Here is a 19,953-nt window from a genome sequence, read left to right as displayed (position 1 = left end):
GTCAGCGCGCAGGCGGGAGCGCGTCGCGCAGCAGTTCGAGCGCGGCGCGCACCGTCGCGTGCACGACCTCGGCCGGGTCGCCGTCGAACTGGAAGTGCGCATCGCGGAGGTCGCCGCGCAGCGCGACCGCCGCGTAGACGCTGCCGGCCGGCTCGCCGTCGTCGGGCTCGGGGCCACCGACCCCGGTCACGCTGACGGCGGCATCCGCTCGCAGGAGACGCGCCACCCCGACGGCGAGCTCGCGGGCGCACTCGGTCGATGCGATGTCGTCGGCGGCGACGCCGAGCACCTCGCGCTTCACCGCTTCGGCGTAGGCGACCACGCCGCCGCGCAGCCACTCCGACGCGTCGGGCGCGGCGCCGAGCGTGTTCGTGATCGCGCCGCACGTGAGTGATTCCGCGGCAGCCACCGTCAGGCCCGCCGCCTTCGCCCGGCGCGCGACCTCCGCCGCGAGCCCCTCGAACTCGTCTGCCGGATCCTGCATGCCTTCTCCCCCTCGGTTCAGTCTCGTGGGCTGCGCTGCGAGGCTCCGGCGAACGCGGCGATGGCCGCCTGCGCGTCGGGGGTCTCGAACGCCGCCGCGATGGTGCGCGCCTCGTCATCGAGCGCGTCCTGGAACGGGCGCTCGAGTCCCGAACGCACGAGCCGCTTGGCCTGCCCGAACGCGTGCGTCGCGCGCCGGAGCCACGACATGGCGATCCCCAACGCTCGATCGGCGACCGCGTCGGCCGGTACGACCTCGGTCACCAGTCCCCAGTCGAGCGCCTCGGCCGCGCTCAGCGTGCGGGACGTGAGGGTCAGTTCGAGTGCGCGCCGCGTGCCCACCGCTTCGGGAAGGAGGGTGCTCACGCCGCAGTCGGGGGTGAGCGCGATGTCGGAGTATCGGCTCGCGAAGGTCGCGCGGTCGGATGCCACCACGAGGTCGGCGACCAGCATGAATCCGAGCCCACCGCCGGCGACGGGCCCCTGCACGGCCGCGACGATGGGCTTCGTGCTCTCGCGGAGCGTGCGGTGGCCGTCGTGGATGCGGTCGGCGAGTCCCTGGATGACCCGGCCGGCGTCGGGCTCGCCCGCAGCGAGGTGCGACATCGCGATCACGTCGCCACCCGCGCAGAAGGCGCGACCGACCGCGTCGAAGAGCACGGCGCCGATGTCGTCGCGCTCGGCGATCTCGTGCGCGATGGACTGCCAGAGACCGATGGCGTCGGGATCGACGGCGTTGAGCCGAGCCGGACGGTTGAGCGTCACCCGGGCGAGCCCATCGCTGACATGGAACAGGATCGCGTCGTCGCTCATGGTGGTGGAGTCTACTTCGCGAGACGCGATCAGGACTCGGCGTGCGCCTCGGCCAAGCGGGCGGCGCGCGCCACGAGCACGTCGAGCACGGTGCGCACGGCAAGCCGCTCCGCGACATCCGGTCGCAGCAGTGCGACGATCTGTCGCGCCGACGCGACACCGCGGATGGGCTTCAGGACGACGCCCGACGTCAGCGTGCCCGACGTGAACCGGGGCACGAACGCGATGCCGAAGCGCGCTGCGATGAACGCCTCGACGATGCGCATGTCGCTGAAGCGCTGGGCGACCTGCACCCGCTTGCCGCCCTCCTGCTCGATCGCGTGCAGGATTCGCTCGAAGGGGTACCCAGGGGGAACGCCGAGCCACGTCTCGTCGACGAGCTCCGCCGGCGTCACGTACGGCCGGTTCGCGAGCCGGTGATCGGCGGGCAGGCCGACGTCGAGCGGCTCGGTGAGCAGCGGCACGGCCTTCAGCCCGCGGCCGCCCCACGGCAGTTCACCGGGCATCGTGTGCGCGAGCACGATGTCGAAGTCGCCGGTGAGGTCGGGGAACTCGGCGAGCTCGGGGTCGAGGTCGGTGCAGTGCACGACGAGCCCGGCCACCGGGGCGAGATCGGTGAGCACGCCCGGCAGGAGGGTCGCGCCGACGGTGGGGAAGGTGAGGAGCGTCACCTCGCCGCTCGGGTGGTTGCGGAACTCGTCCCACAGGGCCGAGGCGTGTTCGAGTGCGGTCGCCACCTCGGCGGCACTGCGCGCGAGCGCCTGTCCGGCGTTCGTCAGCACGAGGCCCCGACCGCTTCGCGCCGTCAGTGGCATTCCCGCCTCGCGTTCGAGCACCTTGAGCTGTTGCGAGACGGCCGAGGGCGTCCGGCCCGTGGCCTCCGCAACGGCCGTCACGCTGCCGCGTTCGGCGAGTTCCCTGAGCAGGTCGAGTCGGCGAACATCCATGTAGCAAAGCTACATCGTCAATGAAGGATTGTGCGCTTGTGCTGCACGGTGCGCGGCGAGACAATGGATGCGTCGAACACGTGCAACGGCGCCTCCGTCGCTCGACGAAAACCCGCCACCTTCGAAAGGACCGCTCGTGTTCACGATCTACGCCATCCTCGGCCTCGTCTCCGCCGCCGGCATCGTCGGCTCCGTCGTCGTCGCCGCTCGCGACGGCTACCGCCGTCAGCCGCGCGAGACGTTCGCGCGCACCGTCTGAGCACGGTCGACCCGGTCAACCGGGTACAGGGCCGCTGTGCGGGGGAGGGATACCCCGCACAGCGGCCCTTCGTCTGGCACCGGGCCGGTTCGGGCCGCCACTGTCACCCGGCCTGCGCCCCGAACGGGGCTTCCGGATGAGACATCCGGACCTTCCTCTCAGGCAGGGGAGTCGTAGAGTATTCGGGTGACCCTCGCGCCCCAGGACCGCAGCACCGACACGCGCCGCCAGCTCATCGAGCACATCGCGGCCGACGCGGTGTTCCACGGCGACTTCACGCTGACCAGCGGCAAGAAGGCGTCGTACTACGTGGACCTCCGCAAGGTCAGCCTCGACCACCGGGTCGCGCCGCTGATCGGGCAGGTCATGCTCGACCTCATCGCCGACATCCCCGACGTCTCCGCGGTCGGCGGCATGACCATGGGCGCCGACCCCATCGCCGCGGCCATCCTGCATCAGGGCGCCGCGCGCGGGCTTGCCTACGACGCCTTCGTCGTGCGCAAGGAGCCGAAGGACCACGGTCGTGGCAAGCAAGTGGAGGGGCCCGATGTCGCGGGCAAGCGCGTCATCGTGCTGGAGGACACCTCGACGACCGGCGGTTCCCCGCTCAAGGCCATCGAGGCGTTGCGCACCGCCGGGGCCGAGGTCGTCGCCGTCGCCGTGGTCGTCGATCGGGCCACGGGTGCGCGTGAAGTGATCGAGGCTGCGGGCGTGCCGTACCGCGCCGCGATCGGACTCGAAGACCTGGGATTGGCCTGATGAATAGCGACGGGCGAGACACCGACGACGCCGACTGGCTGCTTGCGCAACTCGCGAGCGGTCGGCCGTCACGTCAGGACTCGCCGGTCGCTCCCCCGCCCCCGTCGGGCATCGTCACTCCGCCCCCGCCCCCGCCTGCGGAACCGCTCAGTGGGCCCGTCGCCCCGGCGCTGCTGCAGCCGCCGGTTCCGCCGCCAGCGGTCACCCCGACGCCCGCTCCGCGCAGCGAGGAGGTGCTGGACTGGTTCTCGCTCGCCGAGCCCGAGGGGCAGCCCGAAACCGCCACGCGCGCGCTGCCCGTCATCGGTGTGCAGGCTGCCCGCGTGGAACCGGCCGCCGCGTTGCCGCCGACGGCGGCGCCGACAGAGCCTCCCGCGCCGGCCGCCCTGCCTTCTTGGAATCCCCCGTTCACCGTCGGTCGCCCTGCAGCAGCGACGCCCCCGGTCGTGCCGACCCCCTTGCCGCCCGTGGCCCTGCCGCCAACCGCGGTACCGCCGCTGCCTCCCGCGGCATCCGCACCACCCGTGCTCCCCGAACCCGTCGTCGCCCCCACCCCGCCGCCGGGCCCGGTCACGCCCCCAGCGCAGTTCGCCCTCACCTGGGGCAATGGCGACCTCGACCTCGACTCCGAAGAGGCCGTCCGCGCCGCCTTCCGCAGCCTCTCCACATCAGGCTTGGCGTCCGAGCCCGAGAATCCCGCCAACGCGGCCCCGGGGTCGCAGCAGCACGAGTCCGCGCCGATCGAGTCGTCGGTTCCGGATGCCGCGGCAGCGCCATCCGGCGCCACCGCTTCGGTGCCCGAACCCGAGCCCGACCCCTTCGCCGACGTCGTTCCGCCGCCGGTCGCACGCCAGTCGTTCACGCCGGTGATCCGGCCGCAGCATCCGATCGCACCGACGACGGCGCCGCCCACCTGGGAGGAGCGCGCCGCAGCGCAGCGGGCGCCTGCGGACTTCGACGACGAACTGTGGTCGGCCCTCCACGAGGACGCGGCGCCGGCGACAACGCCCGAGCCCGAGCCGGTGGTTGCCGAACCGGTGGTGGTGGCTGAACCGGTGGTGGTGGCCGAACCGCAGGCTGCCCCGGAACCGCGTGCTGAGACATCCGTGACCCACACTCCGCCGGCCGCGATGGCGACTCCGCCGCTGCGACCCGCGGAGGTCGAGCCCCCGACCATGGCCATGCCGCTCGCGCCGGCGGAGACCTCCGTGCGGGAGGGCACGTCGCAGTCCGACGGGTTCCCGTTCATCGAGGTGCGTGGCGAGGCCGGGTGGCCAGTGCCGATCGTCGGTGCTGCCGCCGAGTCGTCCGTCGATCGACGTGCGCCCTTCCCCACCTTCGCCTCCAGCGGTGGCGGCGACTGGCCCGAGCGTCATGACCCGCAACCCGACGAGCCGGTCGACGACCTGCTCGCCGCCCTCGGCGGTGGTGGCAACCGGCGCACCTCAGACGACCATGGCCACGAGTCGGGCAGTGGCACCGGCGGCGAGCCGCCGCCGAATCGCGACGCGTTCCCACCCGAAGCGCCGCCGACGTCCGATGAGCCCGGCGTCGATGCGCTCGGGTTCGGATTCGACGAGGTCGACGACGAGGAGATCGACGACCCAGGCGTCGACGGGCCCGGCGTCGCTGATCGAACCAACCGCGAGCCCGAGTCGCCCATTGCTCGTGAGCTCGCCGAGACCGGGTACTTCTGGAACCTCACGCCCGATCCCACGGCCCCCGACCCCAAGGCCGAACCGCTGGCGGATGCGTCGGTGCCGTCGCCGTTCGGCCGGCCGTCCCCCTACGCCGTCGACCATGACCCTGCGCAGGAGATCGAGCCGGCGTGGGAGCCCGAGCCCGAGCCCGAGGTGGCGTGGGAGCCCGAGCCCGAGGTGGCGTGGGAGCCCGAGCCCGAGGTGGCGTGGGAGCCCGCGCCGGCGTGGCCCGGCGAGCCGCAGGCGGAGTCCGAAGGGCCACCGGCGCCCCAGGTCGACGTGGAGCCCGAGCCGCAGGAGCAGCCCGAGCGGCCCTTCGACGACGATCTCAGCCAGTTGTTCTCCCAGACGGCGCGGTCGGCCGAACCGGTCGCGCCCACCGCAGCCCTCCCCGCGTCGCCGGCAGCCCACGACGACGACGACCCGCTCGCCTCGCTCTTCGGCGCGGCATCCGCCCAGCCCACCGCGGATCCGTGGTCGTCGGCGGCTGCTCCGTGGCCGCCCGCCGCGGCATCCGCCCCGACCGCCTTCGCGGCTGCACCCGCCGGCACGGCGCTTCCGGCTCGGCCACCCGCAGTCGCTCCCGCTCCGGGTGGCTCCGGTGCCGGGCGAGACTCCGGCCCGACCGGCGGCTCCGGAGGCTCGGGCGGTTCCGGCGGCAACCGTGCGGTGCGTACCCTCGTGTGGGTCGCGGGCGGGCTCGTCCTCGCCGTGATCCTCGCCGGGCTCTTCTTCCTCGGCACCCGGCTCTCGGCCGGTGGCGGCGAGGCGCAGTCGCCGTCGGCGGCTCCGACTGAGACCCAGACGCCAGTCGCCGAGCCGACCGCACCCCAACCGGTCGGCGTGCACGCCTGGAACACCCTCTTCGGCGGCGAGTGCATCGAGCCGTTCGAGTCGGCCTGGGCCGAGGAGTTCTCGGTGGTCGACTGCGCGGCGCCGCACGCCGCCCAGCTCGTGTACCGCGGTGAGCTCCCGAGCGACGCGGCGGCGCCGTTCCCCGGCGAGGAGGCGATCGCGTCCGAGATGAACCTCCTCTGCAGCGCCCCCGGCATCATCGACGTCGGACTCGTCGCCGGCATGCCCGACCTGCAGGTCCAGGCCGCATTCCCCGTGACCGAGGAGCAGTGGACGAGCGGCGAACGCACCTACTACTGCTTCGCGAACCGCGCGGGCGGTGAGCCGCTCACCGGCTCGATCCAGGGCCCCGGGCCCTCGGCATAACGTGGCGGCATCCGCTCGAGTCGTCGTGTTCGGCTCGCTCAACGTCGACTCGACGAGCTACGTCGACGCGTTCCCGGCGCCGGGCGAGACGATCCGCTCGCGCGACTTCCAGGTGGCGCTCGGCGGCAAGGGCTCGAACCAGGCGGTGGCGGCACACGTGGCGGGCGCGGCCGTCGAGCTCGTCGCACGCATCGGCGCCGACGCCGCGGGCGACCTCGCCCTCGCCGCCCTCGGGCGCCTCGGCGTGTCGACCGGCGCCATCGCACGCGAGACGGATGCCCCGACCGGTGTCGCCCAGATCACCGTCGCCGGCACGGGCGAGAACACCATCATCGTGACCGGCGGTGCGAACCTCGCGCTCACGCCGGCCGTGGTCGACGACGAACGCGGGCGGATCGCGGCCGCGGCGCTCGTGCTCACCCAGGGCGAGCTGCCCGTCGCGACGATCGACCGCCTCGCCGCCGTCGCCGACGAGGCCGGGGCGCGGTTCGTGCTCAACCTCGCGCCGCCCGCCGCGGTCGCGCCCGAGACGCTCGTCGCTGCTGATCCGCTGGTCGTGAACGAGCACGAGGCGCGAGCGGTCGGCGTGGGCACGGATGCCGCGGGCGCGACGCTCGACGAATGGCGGGAGGCCGCGGCATCCGCTGCAGGCGCGGTCGCCCGTTCGGTCGTCGTGACGCTCGGCGCAGTCGGGGCCGTCGCGGCCTCGGCCGACGGCGCGTGGTCGGTCGCCGCTCCCCGAGTGACCGCGATCGACACCACGGGCGCGGGCGACGCGTTCACCGGGACGCTCGCGGCGTTCCTCGCCGAGGGGCGGCCGCTCGACGAGGCGCTGCGCATCGCGGTCGCGGCCGGTGCCCTCGCGGTGCAGGCGCGCGGCACCGTCGACTCCTACGCGCCCCGCGACGCGGTGCTCCATGCGGCGGCGAGCAACACAACCGACGGGGAAGCGGCGCCCGCATGAGCATCCCGGTGATCGTGGACTGCGACCCCGGGCACGACGACGTCTTCGCGCTGTGGCTCGCGGCGGGGCATCCGTCGCTCGACCTCCGGGCCGTGACGACCGTCGGCGGCAACGTGCCGCTGGAGCACACGAGCCGGAACGCGCGCATCGCGCTGACGGTCGCCGGGGTGACCGGAGTGCCGGTGGCCGCGGGCGCCGAGGGGCCGCTCAGCCGGGTGCTCGAGACGGCCGAGTGGATCCACGGCGAGAACGGCCTCGGCGGCCCCGAATTGCCCGAGCCCGCCGTGCCGCTCGACCCCCGTGGTGCGACCGGGCTCATCGCCGACACGCTGCTCGCGTCACGCGAGCCCGTCGCGATCATCGCCACCGGTCCGATCACCAATGTCGCCGTGTTCCTCCGTGAGCGACCCGAGCTCGCGGAGCGCATCCGCGAGATCGTCTGGATGGGCGGCTCGACCGATCGCGGCAACGTGACCCCGTACGCGGAGTTCAACGCGTGGGTCGATCCCGAGGCGCTCTCGATCGTGGTCGGCAGCGGCGTCCGCTTCACCATGGTGGGCCTCAACGTCACGCACACCGCGCTCGTGACGTCGGAGGTGCGCGAGCGCCTCGCCGCGGTCGGCACGCGTACGGCCGCGTTCGGCGACGAGCTGCTCGAGTTCTTCTGCCGCACGAACGACGAGGTCTTCGGCATGCCCGACAGCCCACTGCACGACCCCGTCGCGGTGGCGGTGCTCGCCGACCTCGACACGGTCGAGCTCACGCACACCCGGCTCGACATCGAGCTCGCCGGCACCGAGACGGCGGGCGCCACGAGCGTCGACCTCGGCGGCATGCTCCGGCGGGAGCCCAACGCCTGGGTCGCGACCGGCCTCGACGTCGAGCGGTTCTGGAGCGTCGTCGAGGATGCCGTCGCGCGCCTGGCCTGAGGCGGCATCGATGCCGGCCGAGGACGCGGCCGGGGCTGGCGTCTCGACGGCACCGTTCTCGATCGACCGTTCCTTCTCAGAACCCACGGCACTCCGGCACGTCGGCACTTCGGCACTTCGACACGGCGGCACCCTGCCACTTCGGCACTTCGGCACTTCGGCACTTCGGCACGTCGGCACTTCGGCACTTCGGCATTTCGGCACCCTGCCACTTCGGCACTTCGGCACTTCGGCACCGTATTCGGCGAAGGGCAACTCCTTCGGATTCAGAGCCGGGGCTAGCCGCCAAGCCCGCCGCTCACCCCTGCGAGCGGATGCCTCGCGCCAGGCGCTCCACCGCCTCGTCGACGAGCGCGTCGCTGAGGTTGCCGTATCCGAGCACGAGGGACTCGGGCAGCGTCTGAGCGGCCGACGCCCGGTAGCGTGCGAGCGCCGAGACGGCGACGCCCAGCTCACCGGCGGCTGCCGCGGCATCCGCTCCACGCACTCCCGATGGCAACTCGAGCACGGCATGCATGCCCGCCGCGATTCCCGTCACCGACAGCGTCGGCAGTTCGCGCGCGATCGCGGTGAGCAGTGCGGTCCGGCGCCGCCGGAAACGGGCGCGGGCGGCACGCAGGTGCCGTTCGAGGTCGCCCGAGTCGATGAATCGCGCGAGGGCCGCCTGATCGACGGTCGACGGTCGAGCCACGTCGCCGAGGCGGACGCGCTCGCGGAGGGCCGCGGGCATCACCGCCCAGCCGAGTCCGAACCCGGGAGCGACCGACTTCGACAGCGACCCGATGAGGACGATGCGCTCGGGTGCCAGGCCCTGGAGGGCGGCGACCGGCCGGCGGTCGTAGCGGAACTCGGCGTCGTAGTCGTCCTCGACGAGCACGGCGTCGACGGCGCGCGCCCATCGTACGATCGCGTCTCGCCGCGCCGGCGCGAGTGCTGCGCCCGTCGGGAACTGGTGCGCCGGGGTGATCAGCGCGGCACGGGCGCCAGTGCGCGACGCGGCCGAGGCGAGCCGGTCGACGTCCACGCCGTCGACGTCGATCGGGACGGGCACGGGCACGAGCCCCGTGTTCGCCGCCACTTGGCGCAGGCGCGGCCAGCTCGGGTCCTCGACGAGGAGGGCCCGGTGCCCCGCGTGATGCAGTCCGCGGGCGATGGCGGTCATGGCGTCGGTCGCGCCGTGCGTGATCAGGACATCGTCGGGCGCCGCAATGGCGCGTCGTGAACGCGTGAGGTACGCGGCGACGGCGGTGCGGGCGAGCGGATGCCCCAGCCGGTCGACGACCGCGAACTCCCCGTCGGGCAGCGTCGTGAGCGCGTGGCGCACGGCGTTCGCCCACTGCGTGCGGGGCACGTGCCGCAGGTCGGGGACGCCCGGCCCCAGGTCGAAGCGGGGACGGCGGAACGCGTCGCGCAACGGTGACGCCGCGCGCACCGGCGGCGTCGTGAGCGCCGACGTTCCGGGACCGGCGGCCTGCGACGACGAGGGAACCCGTGTGCCCGAGCCGACCGTGGCCTCGAGCACGCCCTCGGCGACGAGCTGACCGTAGGTCTCGGTGACCACCCAGCGGGAGATGCCGAGCGTCTGGGCGAGGGCGCGGCTCGGCGGCAGCGCGGCGCCCGGCGGGATGCGTCCGGCGTGCACCGCCTCGCGCACCGCCCGCTCCAGGCGGTCGCGCAATGGGAGCGGGCCGTCGCCGAGGTCGAGGAGGGTGTCCCAGGCGAGCGCCGGGGCGGCGACGTGTCGACGCGGCATCCGTCACTCCTGATTGGTCTGGTCGTGCATGTGCTGATTGGAGTGTAATGCCGGACCGATTCATTTCTACGCTCGAACACGTCAACACCAGTGACCGGAAGGAACCACCATGCGCTACCGCACCATCGGCGACGGACGGACGACGTTCGACGTCTCCACCATCTGCCTCGGCACCATGTACTTCGGCACCCGCACCGACGTGGACACCTCCTTCGCGATCCTCGACCGGTTCGTCGAGGCCGGCGGCACGTTCATCGACACCGCCGACAACTACAACGCCTGGGTCGGCGGACACGGCCGCGACAGCGAGGATGTGATCGGCCGCTGGCTCGCCGACCGAGGCATCCGCGAACGGGTGCGCATCGCCACGAAAGTGGGCGCCGCGAAGAAGGACCCGGCGCTGCCGCTCTCGAACACGCCGCCCACCAACTTCGAGGGGCTCAGCGCCGAGGTCGTGCGCCGGCAGGCGCGCGAGAGCGCACGGCACCTGGGCGTCGACCACCTCGACGTGCTCTACGGGCACGTCGACGACCGCGAGACCGACCTCGCCGAGACCGTGGGCGCCTTCGGCGCACTGCAGGACGACGGACTCGTCGGCATCTCGGGGATCTCGAACGTCGCCCTGTGGCGGGTCGTCGAGGCTCGCGAGGAGGCTCGGCGGCAGGGCGTTGCGCCCTACGGGCTCGTGCAGCAGCAATACAGCTACGTGTATCCCCAGCCGAAGCTCGGCCGGCACAACTTCGTCACCCCCGACCTGCTCGACCATGCGGCATCCACCGACACCGACGGTCGCCCGCCGCTCGCCGTCACCGCGTACTCACCGCTGCACCAGGGTGCGCTCACGCGACGCGACAAGCCGCTCTGGGGCGGCGTTGAGCACCCGACCTCGCACGCCCGCATCGCGACCCTGCATGAGGTCGCCCGCGAGATCGGCGCGACGCCGAACCAGGTCGCCCTCGCGTGGATGCTCGGCGCCGAGGTGCCGGTGATCCCCGTCATCGGGGCATCGAGCGTGGCGCAGTTGGATGAGGCGCTCGGCGCGGCCGAGCTCGATCTCGACCCCGAGACGCGGGCGCGCCTCGATGCCGAGCCGGTGCTGCTCCAGGAGACGCCCTCGCGGTCGGCGGCCTGACGCGGGCGGCTCCACCCTAGAGCTCGACCTCCACCGGCTCGGTGCGGATGAGCTCGTGGACGCCAGAGAGCACCTCGTCGGGGCGGAACGGATACCGCTCCATCTCGGTGCGATTGCTGATGCCGGTGAGCACGAGCACGGTGTGCAGGCCCGCCTCGATGCCCGCGACGATATCGGTGTCCATGCGGTCGCCGATCATCGCGGTGTTCTCGGAATGCGCGCCGATCTTGTTGAGCGCCGAACGGAACATCATCGGGTTCGGCTTGCCGACGACGTAGGGCTCCTTGCCCGTGGCCTTCGTGATGAGCGCCGCGATCGCCCCGGTCGCGGGCAGGGGACCTTCGGCGCTCGGTCCCGTGGCATCCGGATTCGTCACGATGAACCGCGAGCCGTTGCCGATGAGCCGGATCGCCTTGGTGATGGCCTCGAACGAGTAGTTGCGCGTCTCGCCGACGACCACGAAGTCGGGGTTCGTCTCGGTCATCACGAAGCCGGCCTCGTGCAGCGCGGTGAGGATGCCGGCCTCGCCGATGACGAACGCGGTGCCGCCCGGCAGTTGCTGCTTGAGGAAGTCGGCCGTCGCGAGCGCCGAGGTCCAGATGCGCTCCTCTGGCACGTGGAGCCCGCTCGCCCGCAGCCGTGCCGAGAGGTCGCGAGCGGTGAAGATCGAGTTGTTCGTGAGCACGAGGTAGGGCGTGCCGGCGTCCTCCCACTGCAGCAGCAGTTCGGCCGCGCCCGGCAGCGCGTGGTTCTCATGCACGAGCACGCCGTCCATGTCGGTCAGCCAGCACTCGACCTCGTCACGCTTCGCCATGGGCCAAGCCTAGGGTGCCGAGATCACAGGCCGATGAACGGCGGATGCCGCGGAGCGCACGCTCAGTGCAGCAGCTCGCGCCAGTTCGCGGGCACCCGTCCGGCCGGCCCAGGCGCGGGCTGGTCGTCGGGACGGCTCAGCGGTGGAGGCAGCGCCACACGCTCGGCCGAGGTGCCCGCGGCGTAGTCCCAGAACCAGTGCTCGCCGGGTTCGAACGACGCGGCGACGGGGTGGCCTTCCTCGCGTGCGTGCCGGCTCGCATGCTGCTCGGGCGACGAGTCGCAGCATCCGACGTGGCCGCACTCCACGCAGCGGCGGAGGTGCCACCACCAGCCGCCGCCCTCGAGGCACTCGACGCAGCCGGTTCCCGAGGGAGGCGGGAAGTCGGTCATGCGTACACCTCCGCGGCTGCGAGCGCCCGATGCACGGAGGCCACGGCGCTCGATCCCTCGCCCACGGCGGCCGCAACGCGCTTCATCGAGCCGCTCCGCACGTCGCCGGCCGCGAACACGCGCGGCACGGAGGTCTCGAATGGCAGCGGCATCCGGCCGAGCTCGGGCCATCCCTCAGTGAGGTCGATCACGTCGGCTCCCGTGCGCACGAAGCCGTGCTCGTCGCGTTCGACCCCGGCGAGCCAGTCGGTCGCGGGCTCCGCGCCGATGAAGCAGAACAGGCCGCGGCAGTCCACGGTCTCGGCCACCGCGCCCGCGAGCGTCACCTGCTCGAGCTCATCGGCGCCGTGCAGGGCGAAGACCTGCGTGCCCGTGTGCACGTCGATCCTGCTGTCCTCCTGCACCCGGTCGACGAGATAGCTCGACATCTGGCCCCCCAGGTCGCCGGCGCGCACGACGAGCCGCACGCGACATCCGCTCGCCGCAAGCGCGAGGGCCGCCTGGCCGGCCGAGTTGGCCCCGCCCACGACGACCACGTCGGAGCCGGCGACCTGTCGCAGTTCGAGCGCCGATGCGGCGTAGTGGATACCAGCTCCCTCGAAGTCCTTCCAGCGGTCCAGGCCGAGCGAGCGGTACGCCACGCCCGTCGTGACGACCACCGCACGGGCCCGCACCGTGGCGCCGTCGGACAGCGAGAGCCGGAGCTCGCCGGCCTGCCGCTCCAGCCCGACCGCCTCGCACGGTGCGACGACGCGAACGCCGAACTTGAACGCCTGCAGGGAGGCCTGGGCGGTGAGGTCGTCGCCGCTCACGCCGAACGGGAACCCGAGGTAGTTCTCGATGCGCGATGTCGCGGCCGACTGCCCGCCGGGTGCGACGGCATCGAGGAGCAGGGTGCGGAGACCCTCGGATGCACCGTAGATCGCCGCGGCGAGACCGGCCGGGCCGGCGCCGACGACCGCGAGATCCACCGTCGCGTCGTCCTCTGCCGCGTACGCGAGCCCCATGAGGTCGGCGAGGCGACCTGGAGTGGCCCTCAGCACGCTCTCGCCCTGCACGATCGCCACGGGCAGGTCCTCGTTCGCGAAGCCGTGGCTCTCGAGGGCACTCGCGGTGTCCGGGTCGTCGGCATCGACCCACGTGTGCACGAGGTCGAGCCGCTCGGCATACCGGCGCAGCGCCGCGGCCTCGCTGGAGCGCGACGACCCGACGATCTTCAGGGTCCAGGCGGCGGGTCCGCGCCGCAGTTCCTCGCGACGGGCCCAGAGGGTGCGCAGCATGAGGTCGCACAGCTCGTCGTCTTCGGCCATCATGCGCTGCAGCGATTCGTGGTCGACGCGGAGCATCCGGCCCGCTTCGGAGACCCGCGCGGTGAGGAAGGCGCGCTGGCCGTTCAGCAGCCCCAGCTCGCCCACGAACGAGCGCGGACCGAGCGTCGCGATGTGGGTCTCCTCGATCCACGCGAGTGCGTCGCGCACCACGTCGACGGCCCCGCTCTCGACCAGGATGAGGTCGTACCAGCGTTCACCGGCTCGGAACATGATGTCGCCCACGCTCGCGGCGACCGGTGTGCCGTACCGCGCCATCCGTTCCCACTGCGAGTCGGTCAGCGTCGGCGAGATGTTCGTTCCCTCGGATCCCATCGTCCCATCGTGCCCCACGTGAGCGACCGGCGGCAGGGGGCGGCGGTCAGGCGGAGACCCAGATATCGGCGGCGGCCTCGCGGGGGATGTCGCGTGCGGTGCCCGCGACGGTCACGCTGAGGGTCCCGGATGCCGCGCCCGCGGCCCCGGTGGTGTCGGCCACCCGAAGTTCGCTGCCCGGCCCGACGCCCGCCTCGTCGAGCGCGCGCAGCACCGCAGGGTCGCGGTCGCTGATACGGATGACGCGGCCGACGTGTCCGTTCGGCGCCTCGTCGAGGCGCACGCACGGCTCAGACACGAGCGAGCCGTCGGACGCGGGGATCGCGTCGCCGTGCGGGTCGCGCTCAGGGCGGCCGAGCCGCTCGTCGATCGCCTCGAGCAGGCGGTCGGAGAGGGCGTGCTCGAGGATCTCGGCCTCGTCGTGCACCTCGTCCCACGCGTAGCCCATCTCGCGCACGAGCCATGTCTCGATGAGCCGGTGGCGGCGCACCACGGCCAGGGCGCGTGCCCGACCGGCATCCGTCAGCCGGATCGCGCCGTAGGGCACGTGCTGCACAAGACCCTGCGCGGCCATCTTCTTGACCATCTCGGTGACCGAGGAGGGTGCGACGCCGAGCGCTCCGGCGAGGCCCGAGGGCGTGATGGGCTCGGGCTGCCACTCGGTGTGGGCGTACACCGTCTTGAGGTAGTCCTCGATGGCGGGGCTGTTGGCGGGCATCGGCCTCAGGATACCGGGACAGCCTCGACGGCGGCCGTCGCTCGCGCAGGCGGTCGGGGTTCGGACCGCCGACGCGAGCCGTCGCCGCCCCCAGATTTGCTGAATCGTGTCAATCTGTCCGGCCGCCCTTGACCACCCCTCGCGAAGGAGGCTACCTTCGGACTCGCACGGAAAGCGCTATCCCACTGACGGGCGCTCACGCCCAGACAAGGATTCGACGATGAATCTCGGACCTCATCCGTTCCGCGCAGTGCTGGCGGTCGCCGCCGCCGGCGCCCTCATCGCCGGCGTCGCGCAGCCGGCGACCGCCGCACCACCCGAGGTCGCCCCGCCCGGGGCGCCGCAACTCGAGGCCCTCGACCGGGGTCTCGTCGCGGTGGCCACCACCGAGGGCGTGTTCCTCAGCTGGCGACTCCTCGGTTCCGAGGCCACCGGTGCGACGGCGACGGGCCTCGCCGGCCCCGACTTCGTCGTCTTCCGAGATGGCGAACGAATCGCTTCGGTCACGGATTCGACGAACTACGCCGACATCGCCGGCACGCCGACTTCGCAGTACACCGTCGCGCCCGTCGTCAACGGTGTCGAGCTCGAGCCGAGTGAGCCTGTCTCACCGTGGGCGCAGGGGTACCACGACCTCCCGCTGCAGAAGCCCGCCGACGGCGTCACGCCCACCGGCGAGGCATTCACCTACTCCGCCAACGACGTCGCGGTCGGCGACGTCGACGGCGACGGCGCGTACGAATTCGTCGTGAAGTGGGACCCGTCGAACTCGAAGGACGTCTCGCAGGTCGGCTACACGGGCACTGTCTACCTCGACACGTACGAGCTCGACGGCACCCTCCTCAACCGCATCGATCTCGGCGTGAACATCCGCGCGGGAGCGCACTACACGCAGTTCCTCGTCTACGACTTCGACGGCGACGGACGCTCCGAGACCATGCTCAAGACGGCGCCGGGCACGAAATCGGTCACCTACGCTCCCGACGGCCCGGTGGCCGGCGAGGCCCACGTCACGATGCCCGAGACGGATGTCGCGGCTGGCTACTCGCACGCCGACGACTACCGCATGAGCGCCGCCGACTACGCAGAGCACCTCGTCGAGATGTTCCAGGGCTGGACGGAGCACCCCGAGGTCGTCGCCGGCAACTGGCCCGCGACGCTCGAGGAGGCGTGGGGCATTCCGGTGGCACACGAGTACCCGCTCTCGCGTGAGAGCGCCGAGGAACTCGTCGACCACTTCATCGACGTGTACGCCCCCGCGCGTAGCGCCCGGAACCAGCTTCGGAACTTCAACGGCTTCATCGTGGACGGCCCCGAGTACCTGACCGTCTTCGACAGCGCCACGGGCGAGGAGTTGCAGACGATCCCGTACACGCCGGGACGCGACGACGACGGCCTGCTCTGGGGCGATTACGCCATGTCGCGTATCGAGCCGGGCAACCGCGTCGACCGGTTCCTCTCGGGTGTCGGCTACTTCGACGGGAAGCACCCGTCGGCGGTGTTCGCCCGCGGGTACTACACGCGAACCACGATCGCGGCCTACGACTGGGACGGCGAGCAGCTCAGCGAGCGGTGGTTCGTCGACAGCGGCCACGTGCCCCTGACGAATCCGTTCAAGGACTCGCCGCACGGTCGCGACGGCACCGACCCCGAGTTCGCGACGATCACGACCCAGGGCGACCACTCGCTCAGCCTCGCGGACGTCGACGGCGACGGCCGGCACGAGCTCGTCTACGGCTCCGCCACGATCGACGACGACGGCAGTCTGCGGTACAGCTCGTTCGACGTGCTGCCCCCCGGCAGCGCCGCACCGGGCGAGAACGTGCGCCTCGGGCACGGCGACGCCATGCACGTCACCGACATCGATCCGTCGCACGACGGCATCGAGATCTGGACCGCTCACGAGGGTGCGACGTTCGCCCCCTACGGCTCCGCGATGCGGGATGCCGCGACGGGCGAGGTGCTGTTCGGCGCTTACTCGGGCCGCGACACGGGCCGCGCCATGATCGGTGACGTCCGCAGTGACGTGCCCGGCATCGAGGTCTGGGCGAGCATGCCCGGCGGCACCGAGGCGAGCGGCCTGCTCAGCGCGACGGGAGACATCCTCTCCTCGTCCGTCCCGGGCACGAACATGTCGATCCGGTGGTCGCCGGAGCTCACGACGCAGATCGTCAACGGGAGTGGCACGCAGACGCCGACGATCGACGACTGGGAGCGGGGCCGCCTGCTCACCGCCGACGGCACCCTCACGAACAACGGCACGAAGGGCAACCCGTCGCTTGTCGCCGACGTGTTCGGCGACTGGCGCGAGGAGCTGCTCGTGCGCACGACCGACTCGAGCGCACTGCGCATCCACCTGTCGACCGAGGTGACGACGCACAAGCTGATGACCCTCATGCACGACCTGCAGTACCGGGCCGAGACGGCACGGCAGCAGGCCACCTACAACCAGCCGGCCTACACCTCGTTCTACCTCGCGAGCGACCTCGACTGGTCGGACGTGCCGATCCTCACCACGCCGGTGACGCCGGGTGAGCCGAAGTTCCGCGACCGGCCTGGTACGTCGGACGACGAGGTGCAGGTGCCGAACATCGCCGGGGCCGCGTACCTCGTGAACGGCGAACGTGTCACCGACCCGAACGGCAAGGTGAAGGCCACCGGCGAGGTGCTCGTCGTCGCGGTGCCCACGGCCTGGTACCGATTCGCCGACGGCGTCGTGTCGGAATGGAGCTCGACCCTCGACGGCTGACTCCGCACAGACGACCGCCCCGAGCGCCGCAAATTCCGTGCCGGCTGCTCGGGGCGGTCCCACGTGGGCCCCGCGGGGCCGCGCGCCGTCTCAGACGCTCGCGGGAATCCGTCGGCGCCGCGCGGCAGCCGCGGCCCGCTGGCCGATCACCCCGTGCGTCGGGGCGAACAGGTAGGCGAGCGTGAACACGGTGCCCATGGTGAGCACCACCATGCCGCCCGAGGACGCATCGAGGTAGTAGCTCAGGTAGATGCCCACGATGGAGCTGGCGACCGCGAGGCTCGGCGCGATCACGAGCATGCGGCCGAAGCGGTCGGTGAGCAGGTACGCCGTCGCACCGGGGATGATGAGCATCGCCACGACCAGCACCACGCCGACGGCCTGGAGCGCGACGACGACGGTCAGTGCGAGGAGCCCCAGGAGGAGCCCGCCGAGCACCTTCGGGTTGAGCCCGATCGCATGCGCGTGCGTGGGGTCGAAGGCGTAGAGCGTGAGATCCCGGCGCTTGAGCAGCAGGATGGTGAGCGTCACCGCCCCGAGCCCCAGCACCTGCACGAGGTCGGCCACGCTCACGCCGAGCAGGTTCCCGAAGAGGATGTGCCCGAGATCGGTCTGGCTCGGCACGACCGAGATGAGCACGATGCCGAGGGCGAACAGGGTGGTGAAGACCACGCCGATCGCGGCGTCCTCCTTGACGCGGCTGGTCGACCGCACGATGCCGATCAACGCGACCGTCGCGACGCCGAACACGAGGGCGCCCACGGCGAAGGGGGTGCCGAGCAGGTAGGCGAGCACCACGCCCGGAAGGACCGCGTGCGACACGGCATCGCCCATGAGCGACCACCCGATGAGCACGAGCCAGCAGCTCAGCACGCCGCACACGATCGCCGCGGTCACCGTCACGAGGAACGCGCGTTGCATGAAGTCGTAGCCGAGCGGCTCGAGCAGCAGGTCGAGGAACTCCATCGTCATTCCTCCGTTCGGCCGGTGAGGTCGAGACCGAACGCCCGCGCGAGCTGCTCTGGTCGCAGTGCCTCCTCGGGGGAGCCGTGCATGAGCACCCGTCGGAGCAGGAGGATCACCTCGTCGGCCAGCCGCGGCAACGCCTCGAGGTCGTGCGACGACACGAGCACGGTGGCGCCGTCGGCGACGAGTTGTCGGAGGAGCCCGCTGATCGTCGCCTCGCTGCGGCGGTCGACTCCGGCGAACGGCTCATCGAGCAGCAGCACGTCGGCGCCCTGGGCGAGGCCTCGGGCGACGAACGCGCGCTTGCGCTGCCCGCCCGAGAGTGCCCCGATGCGACGATCGGCGAGGGCCGTGAGCTCGACCCGTTCGAGCGCCTCGGCCACGGCCGCGCGGTCGGCAGGCCGTGGGTGCCGAGTGAAGCCCTGGAACCCGTACCGGCCCATCATCACCACGTCGTACACGCTCAGCGGGAATGACCAGTCGACCTCCTCGCTCTGCGGCACGTAGCCCACGATCCCCGCCCGCCGGGCCTCCTTGGGCGTGCGGCCGGCGATCGCCACGCTGCCCCGGTCGGGGCGCACGGTGCCCATGATGGCCTTGAACAGCGTCGACTTGCCCGACCCGTTCATGCCGACGAGCCCGCACACGGTGCCGGGCCGGAGGGTCAGGCTCACGTCGTCGAGGGCGAGCACGTCGCCGTAGTGCACGGTCAGGCCGCGCACGTCGAGCGCCGGGGTCGTCGGGTCGGCGGATGCCGCGGCGCGGGCGGATGCCTTGGACTCGCTCATTCCGCGCCCCCCGTGAGCCCTTCGGTGATGACCTCCACGTCGTGGCGCAGCAGGTCGAGGTAGGTGGGCACCGGCCCGTCGGGCCCCGAGAGCGAGTCGACGTAGAGCGTGCCGCCGAACGCGGCATCCGTCGCTTCGACCACCTGCTGCATCGCCTCGTCCGAGACCGTGGACTCGCAGAAGACGGCCGGCACGTTCTGCTCGTCGACGAACTCGATCGTGCCGGCGATGGACTGGGGCGTCGCCTGCTGCTCGGCGTTGACCGCCCAGAGGTACTGCTCGGTGAGGTCGGCGTCGCGGGCGAGATACGAGAAAGCCCCCTCGCAGGTGACGAGCGCGCGCTGGTTGGCCGGCAGCGTGGCGAGCTCCGCGAGCAGCTCGTCGTGCACGGCCTGGAGCTCCGCCTGGTACGCCTCGCCGTTGGCCGCGAACTCGTCGGCGTGGTCGGGATCGAGTTCGCTGAACGCGGCCACCATGTTGTCGACGTAGCGCTGCACGTTGATCGCCGACATCCAGGCGTGCGGGTTCGGATGCCCCTCGGCGGCGCCCTCGGCGATCGACACGACCTCGACGCCCTCGCTGACGACGACGTGGGGCACCTCCAGGCTCTCGACGAACTGGGCGAACCACGCCTCGAGGTTGAGGCCGTTGTCGAGGATCAGGTCGGCCTCGGCGGCGCGGCGCAGGTCGCCGGGTGTCGGCTCGTAGCCGTGGATCTCGGCGCCGACCTTCGTGATCGACTCGACGCGCAGGTGCTCGCCGGCCACCTCCTGCGCGATGTCCTCGAGCACCGTGAAGGTGGTGAGCACGACCGGACGTTCGTCGCCCTCGCCGTTGGCGTTGCCGGCGCATCCGCTCAGCAGCAGGGCCGCCGCGGTGAGGGCGGCAGTGGCGGCGACTCTGCGTTTCGGCATACCGAAATC

At 72.1% G+C, this 19,953-nt stretch carries 18 protein-coding genes; 7 read left to right on the top strand and 11 right to left on the bottom strand.

Features of this window, described 5'->3' with window-relative positions:
- Position 1 precedes the first annotated feature (1 nt).
- From AB0K73_RS01810 to AB0K73_RS01800, 3 genes are read right to left on the bottom strand one after another with little or no spacing between them, the layout of a single operon-like run.
- Positions 2–484 carry a CinA family protein gene (locus AB0K73_RS01810; RefSeq protein ID WP_360510901.1) on the bottom strand — a complete coding sequence of 161 codons (483 nt, stop codon included), beginning with the start codon at positions 482–484 and terminating at the stop codon, positions 2–4.
- Between the two features lie 17 nt (positions 485–501).
- Positions 502–1,296, bottom strand: a complete 795-nt coding sequence (locus tag AB0K73_RS01805) for an enoyl-CoA hydratase/isomerase family protein (RefSeq protein ID WP_360510902.1) — start codon at positions 1,294–1,296, stop codon at positions 502–504.
- 29 nt (positions 1,297–1,325) lie between these two features.
- Positions 1,326–2,243 carry a LysR family transcriptional regulator gene (locus AB0K73_RS01800; protein ID WP_360510903.1) on the bottom strand — a complete coding sequence of 306 codons (918 nt, stop codon included), beginning with the start codon at positions 2,241–2,243 and terminating at the stop codon, positions 1,326–1,328.
- Between the two features lie 136 nt (positions 2,244–2,379).
- Here AB0K73_RS01800 and AB0K73_RS01795 point away from each other — a divergent pair, with 136 nt between their 5' ends.
- From AB0K73_RS01795 to AB0K73_RS01775, 5 genes are all read left to right on the top strand, one after another.
- Positions 2,380–2,502, top strand: a complete 123-nt coding sequence (locus tag AB0K73_RS01795; protein WP_360510904.1) for a hypothetical protein — start codon at positions 2,380–2,382, stop codon at positions 2,500–2,502.
- 186 nt (positions 2,503–2,688) lie between these two features.
- On the top strand, positions 2,689–3,261 hold the full coding sequence (pyrE, locus tag AB0K73_RS01790; protein ID WP_360510905.1) for an orotate phosphoribosyltransferase: 573 nt from the start codon (positions 2,689–2,691) through the stop codon (positions 3,259–3,261).
- Positions 3,261–6,182: a hypothetical protein gene (locus AB0K73_RS01785; protein ID WP_360510906.1), complete on the top strand. Its 2,922-nt coding sequence runs from the start codon at positions 3,261–3,263 to the stop codon at positions 6,180–6,182. The genes pyrE and AB0K73_RS01785 overlap by 1 nt, the downstream gene beginning before the upstream one ends.
- Before the next feature lies 1 nt (position 6,183).
- Positions 6,184–7,146, top strand: a complete 963-nt coding sequence (locus tag AB0K73_RS01780; RefSeq protein WP_360510907.1) for a ribokinase — start codon at positions 6,184–6,186, stop codon at positions 7,144–7,146.
- A complete protein-coding gene (locus tag AB0K73_RS01775; RefSeq protein ID WP_360510908.1) occupies positions 7,143–8,075 on the top strand; it encodes a nucleoside hydrolase in 933 nt (310 codons plus the stop codon). The genes AB0K73_RS01780 and AB0K73_RS01775 overlap by 4 nt, the downstream gene beginning before the upstream one ends.
- Positions 8,076–8,373: 298 nt before the next feature.
- Here AB0K73_RS01775 and AB0K73_RS01770 read toward each other — a convergent pair whose 3' ends face one another.
- A complete protein-coding gene (locus AB0K73_RS01770) occupies positions 8,374–9,828 on the bottom strand; it encodes a PLP-dependent aminotransferase family protein (protein WP_360510909.1) in 1,455 nt (484 codons plus the stop codon).
- 109 nt (positions 9,829–9,937) lie between these two features.
- Between AB0K73_RS01770 and AB0K73_RS01765 the strand changes: the two genes are divergently transcribed.
- Complete coding sequence (locus AB0K73_RS01765) at positions 9,938–10,960, top strand: aldo/keto reductase (RefSeq protein WP_360510910.1); 1,023 nt, start codon at positions 9,938–9,940, stop codon at positions 10,958–10,960.
- Between the two features lie 16 nt (positions 10,961–10,976).
- Here AB0K73_RS01765 and AB0K73_RS01760 read toward each other — a convergent pair whose 3' ends face one another.
- The 4 genes from AB0K73_RS01760 to AB0K73_RS01745 all read right to left on the bottom strand — a co-directional run bounded on the left by AB0K73_RS01760 (position 10,977) and on the right by AB0K73_RS01745 (position 14,527).
- Complete coding sequence (locus AB0K73_RS01760) at positions 10,977–11,774, bottom strand: HAD-IIA family hydrolase (protein ID WP_360510911.1); 798 nt, start codon at positions 11,772–11,774, stop codon at positions 10,977–10,979.
- Between the two features lie 62 nt (positions 11,775–11,836).
- Positions 11,837–12,166 (bottom strand): UBP-type zinc finger domain-containing protein, encoded by a 330-nt coding sequence (locus AB0K73_RS01755; RefSeq protein ID WP_360510912.1) that lies wholly within the window; start codon positions 12,164–12,166, stop codon positions 11,837–11,839.
- Positions 12,163–13,809: an FAD-dependent oxidoreductase gene (locus AB0K73_RS01750; protein ID WP_360510913.1), complete on the bottom strand. Its 1,647-nt coding sequence runs from the start codon at positions 13,807–13,809 to the stop codon at positions 12,163–12,165. The genes AB0K73_RS01755 and AB0K73_RS01750 overlap by 4 nt, the downstream gene beginning before the upstream one ends.
- A 46-nt stretch (positions 13,810–13,855) precedes the next feature.
- Positions 13,856–14,527, bottom strand: coding sequence for a metal-dependent transcriptional regulator (locus AB0K73_RS01745; protein WP_360510914.1), 672 nt, complete (start codon positions 14,525–14,527; stop codon positions 13,856–13,858).
- A gap of 220 nt (positions 14,528–14,747) precedes the next feature.
- Between AB0K73_RS01745 and AB0K73_RS01740 the strand changes: the two genes are divergently transcribed.
- A complete protein-coding gene (locus tag AB0K73_RS01740) occupies positions 14,748–17,276 on the top strand; it encodes a rhamnogalacturonan lyase (RefSeq protein ID WP_360510915.1) in 2,529 nt (842 codons plus the stop codon).
- A gap of 90 nt (positions 17,277–17,366) precedes the next feature.
- Here AB0K73_RS01740 and AB0K73_RS01735 read toward each other — a convergent pair whose 3' ends face one another.
- The 3 genes from AB0K73_RS01735 to AB0K73_RS01725 are packed head-to-tail and all read right to left on the bottom strand — an operon-like array spanning position 17,367 to position 19,944.
- Positions 17,367–18,242: a metal ABC transporter permease gene (locus AB0K73_RS01735; protein WP_360510916.1), complete on the bottom strand. Its 876-nt coding sequence runs from the start codon at positions 18,240–18,242 to the stop codon at positions 17,367–17,369.
- 2 nt (positions 18,243–18,244) lie between these two features.
- Positions 18,245–19,030, bottom strand: coding sequence for a metal ABC transporter ATP-binding protein (locus tag AB0K73_RS01730; RefSeq protein WP_360510917.1), 786 nt, complete (start codon positions 19,028–19,030; stop codon positions 18,245–18,247).
- The gene (locus AB0K73_RS01725) at positions 19,027–19,944 is read right to left on the bottom strand and encodes a metal ABC transporter substrate-binding protein (RefSeq protein WP_360510918.1); all 918 of its coding nucleotides are present in this window, start codon (positions 19,942–19,944) and stop codon (positions 19,027–19,029) included. The genes AB0K73_RS01730 and AB0K73_RS01725 overlap by 4 nt, the downstream gene beginning before the upstream one ends.
- Positions 19,945–19,953: the final 9 nt, after the last annotated feature.

Origin of the sequence: Agromyces sp. NPDC052230, from assembly GCF_040679595.1 — a bacterium.
In the GTDB taxonomy this organism is placed as follows: domain Bacteria; phylum Actinomycetota; class Actinomycetes; order Actinomycetales; family Microbacteriaceae; genus Agromyces.
The sequence above is the reverse complement of the archived record's forward strand: the minus strand, read 5'-3'. Positions and strand labels throughout refer to the sequence as shown.